At 60.6% G+C, this 4,138-nt stretch carries 3 protein-coding genes; 2 read left to right on the forward strand and 1 reads right to left on the reverse strand.

From position 1 onward, the window contains the following. Positions 1-195: 195 nt before the first annotated feature. Positions 196-2,487, reverse strand: coding sequence for a beta-glucosidase BglX (gene bglX, locus DBR18_RS07580; RefSeq protein ID WP_108589880.1), 2,292 nt, complete (start codon positions 2,485-2,487; stop codon positions 196-198). 258 nt (positions 2,488-2,745) lie between these two features. On the opposite strand from bglX, the gene DBR18_RS07585 reads away from it, so the two are divergent. Together DBR18_RS07585 and DBR18_RS07590 are read left to right on the forward strand one after the other, a co-directional pair. Beyond that, on the forward strand, positions 2,746-3,354 hold the full coding sequence (locus DBR18_RS07585) for a LemA family protein (protein ID WP_007963199.1): 609 nt from the start codon (positions 2,746-2,748) through the stop codon (positions 3,352-3,354). A 111-nt stretch (positions 3,355-3,465) separates the two neighbouring features. Next, on the forward strand, positions 3,466-4,138 hold a 673-nt coding region (locus tag DBR18_RS07590), incomplete at its 3' end, for a YgcG family protein (protein WP_108589881.1).

Below are 4,138 nucleotides of genomic sequence, written 5' to 3' on the forward strand. Positions count from 1 at the left end.
GGGTGAAGCAGCGGATCTGGGGGTGGGTGGATCGGGTGGTGGTCAACATTCTCGATCGGCGCGGATAACCGCCAAACACCATTCCCCTGTAGGAGCTGCCGAAGGCTGCGATCTTTTGATCTTGGGTTTCTAAACCAAAATCAAGATCAAAAGATCGCAGCCTTCGGCAGCTCCTACAGGGCATTGCGGTGTTTGTTACAGCAACTCAAAACTCTGCTGCGTCACATCCTGCGAGTCCAGGCCGATCTGCACGTTGAACTTGCCAGGCTCTGCCGCGTACTTGAGCTGGGCGTTGTAGAACTTCAGCTCATCCTCGGTGATGGTGAAGTGCACGACTTTCTGTTCGCCGGCCTTGAGCATGATTTTCTGGAAGTTCTTCAGCTCTTTCACCGGGCGGATCATCGAGCCGGTGACGTCCTGAATGTACAACTGCACCACGGTTTCGCCGTCACGCTGGCCGGTGTTTTTCAGGGTGACACTGGCGTCGAGCTTGCCGGTCTTGTTCAGCGTGGTCGAGGACAGCGCCATGTCGCTCAGGGCGAACTGGGTGTAGCTCAAGCCGTAACCGAACGGGAACAGCGGGCCGGTGGTGTCATCGAAATACTGCGAGGTGTAGTTGCCGGGTTTGCCCGGCGTGAACGGCCGGCCGATGCTCAGATGGTTGTAGTAAGTCGGGATCTGGCCCACGGAACGCGGGAAGGTCACCGGCAGTTTGCCCGACGGGTTGTAGTCGCCGAACAGCACGTCAGCGATGGCGTTGCCACCTTCGGTGCCGCTGAACCAGGTTTCCAGAATCGCGTCAGCCGACTGATTCTCTTCGAGAATGGTCAGCGGACGGCCGTTCATCAACACCAGTACCAGCGGTTTTCCGGTGGCTTTCAAGGCGCGAATCAGCTCGCGCTGGTTTTCCGGGATGTTCAGGTCGGTGCGGCTGGAGGACTCGTGGGACATGCCACGGGACTCGCCAACGGCGGCGACGATCACGTCGGCGTCCTTGGCTGCTTTCACCGCTTCGTCGATCAGCACGTTGGCCGGGCGCGGATCATCGACCACTTCCGGGGCGTCGAAGTTGAGGAAGTTCAGGTAATCCAGAACCTTCTTGTCGCTGGTGATGTTGGCGCCGCGGGCGTAGATCAGGTTGGCTTTATCGCCAATCACCGAACTCATGCCGTCGAACAGCGTGACCGATTGCGCCGGGCGACCAGCGGCGGCCCAGCTACCCATCATGTCGATAGGCGCCTTCGCCAGCGGGCCGACCAGCGCGACCTTTGCGGTTTTCTTCAGCGGCAGGGTGTCATTCTGATTTTTCAGCAGCACCAGGCTGCGACGCGCCACTTCACGGGCCTCGGCGCGGTGCAGACGGCTTTCGGCGTAGGTGTCGGCCGGATCATCCTCGGCCTTGCCGATGCGCAGGTACGGGTCCTTGAACAGGCCCATGTCGTACTTGGCGGCAAGGACTTCGCGCACCGCGTTGTCGATGTCTTTCTGTTCGATCTCGCCGGACTTGAGCAGCCCCGGCAGCTCTTTGCCGTACAGCGTGTCGTTCATGCTCATGTCGATGCCGGCCTTGATCGCCAGCTTCGCCGCTTCGCGACCGTCGGCGGCCACGCCGTGCTTGATCAGTTCGAAGATCGCTCCGTGGTCGCTGACCGCCAGGCCCTTGAAGCCCCAGTCTTTGCGCAGCAGATCGTTCATCAGCCAGGTATTGGCCGTGGCCGGGATACCGTTGATCGAGTTCAACGCCACCATTACCCCGCCGGCACCGGCGTCGATCGCCGCGCGGTACGGTGGCAGGTAGTCCTGGTACATCTTCACCGGGCTCATGTCGACGGTGTTGTAGTCACGACCGCCCTCGACCGCGCCATACAGGGCGAAATGTTTGACACTGGCCATGATGCTGTCGGCCGCGCTCGGCGTGTCGCCCTGATAAGCCTTGACCATCACTTTGGCAATGCGCGAGGTCAGGTAGGTGTCTTCACCGAAACCTTCGGAGCTGCGGCCCCAGCGCGGATCGCGGGAGATGTCGACCATCGGCGCGAAGGTGATGTCGAGGCTGTCGGCGGCGGCCTCTTTGGCGGCAATGCGCCCGGACTGGCCGATGGCGTCCATGTCCCAGCTCGAGGCCAGGGCCAGCGGAATCGGGAAAATCGTACGGTGACCGTGGATCACGTCGTACGCAAAAAACATCGGAATCTTCAGGCGGCTGCGCATCGCCGCGTCCTGCATCGGACGGTTTTCCGGGCGAGTGATCGAGTTGAACGTACCGCCGATATTGCCGGCGGCGATCTCTTTGCGGATCAACTCGCGGGGCATTTCCGGGCCGATGCTGATCAGGCGCAACTGGCCGATCTTTTCGTCGAGGGTCATTTGTTTCATCAGATTGCTGATGAACGCGTCCTTGTTTTCCAGCGGGACCGGGGTCGTGGCGGCCAATACTTGATGACTGGCCAGGCTGACGAACAGGCCCAGCAAACACAGCTTCTTCATGAATATTTTTCTCAAGGGCCCAAGCGGCAATGCAATGCCGGCCAGCCAAAAGTTAGGGAGCGACTATTGTTGTTCGGGTGCAGGCTCAAAATGACCGAGCCAAAAACGCCCGCCGACCTTCGGCAGCGTTTGCGCAGGGCCTCTTTTTAGCCCATCGGCCCGTTGCAATCCAGTGGCGCGGCCGATTATGCCCCAACCGCCGATGCAGAAGGTTTCACGGTCGGTTTTTTATGAAATACGCCAGGGAGCATCACTTTGATGAATGTCAGTCCAACCTACCGCTCGCGTCTGCAGGTCGCCACGCTGCTGGTCCTCGCCACCTTGTTGACCGCCTGCGGCATCAACAATATCCCGACCCTCGATGAACAGGCGAAAGCCGCCTGGGGCCAGGTACAGAACCAGTATCAGCGCCGTGCCGACCTGATCCCCAATCTGGTGGAGACCGTCCGGGGTTACGCCAAGCATGAGGAGGCGACCCTGACCGCCGTGGTCGAGGCGCGGGCCAAGGCGACGTCGATCCAGGTCGATGCCAGCACCCTCGACAACCCGGAAAAACTCAAGCAGTTCCAGCAGGCTCAGGATCAGTTGAGCGGCGCGCTCAGCCGTTTGATGGTGGTCTCCGAGCGCTACCCGGACCTCAAGGCCAACCAGAACTTTCTGGCCCTGCAATCGCAACTCGAAGGCACGGAAAACCGCATTGCCGTGGCGCGGCGTGATTTCATTCTGGCGGTGCAGAAGTACAACACCGAGATCCGCACCTTTCCCGGTCGCCTCTGGCACAGCGTGATGTACAGCGATCTGCCGATCCGCGAAACCTTCGAGGCCACCACCCCCGGTGCGGAAAAGGCCCCGGAAGTGAAGTTCTGACAACTCCCGTGTAGGAGCTGCCGCAGGCTGCGATCTTTTGATCTTGATTTTTTAAAAGCAAAAGATCGCAGCCTGCGGCAGCTCCTACAGGAGGATCGGTGGAGGGTTTTCATGCGTGTGTTGAAGATAGGCCTGGTGCTGATGCTCTGGCTGTTCGCCGTCAGTGCCCGGGCCGAGTTGACGTTCCCGGCGTTGAGCGGGCGGGTGGTGGACGAGGCGCAGATGATCGAACCGTCGGTGCGCGCCCAGTTGAGCCAGCAATTGCAGGCCCATGAACAGGCGACCGGCGAGCAATTGGTGGTGGTCACGGTGCCTGATCTGCAGGGCACCACCATCGAGGATTACGGCGTGCAACTGGGCCGGCACTGGGGCATCGGCCAGAAGGACAAGAACAACGGCGCGCTGCTGATCGTCGCCCGGGACGAGCGCAAATTGCGCATCGAAGTCGGCTACGGTCTGGAGGATCGGCTGACCGATGCGCAGAGTTCGGTGATCATCCATCAAGTGATCACCCCGGCGTTCAAGGCCGGCAATTTCAGCAAGGGCATCAGCGACGGTGTGGCGGCGATGCTGGTGGTGCTCGGCGGCAATCCGCTGGACGAACCTTCGACGGTGTACGAGTCGAGCGGTGATCCGCAGAGCGATTTTGTCTCGCGTCATCCGCTGTTGTTCGTTTTTCTGGTGGTGTTGTTCATCCTGACCGTGTTTGTCTGCCAGATGCTCGGTATCCTTCCCGCCGGCCGGGGTGGCTCCGGTGGCGGAGGCGGTTTCGGTGGTGGTGGTT

It is taken from the genome of Pseudomonas sp. HMWF021, from assembly GCF_003061005.1.
In the GTDB taxonomy this organism is placed as follows: domain Bacteria; phylum Pseudomonadota; class Gammaproteobacteria; order Pseudomonadales; family Pseudomonadaceae; genus Aquipseudomonas.

Coding starts and splice junctions, on each gene's coding strand:
- DBR18_RS07585 (WP_007963199.1), top strand. CDS start 2,746: ATGAATGTCAGTCCAACCTACCGCTCGCGTCTGCAGGTCGCCACGCTG.
- bglX (WP_108589880.1), bottom strand. CDS start 2,487: ATGAAGAAGCTGTGTTTGCTGGGCCTGTTCGTCAGCCTGGCCAGTCAT.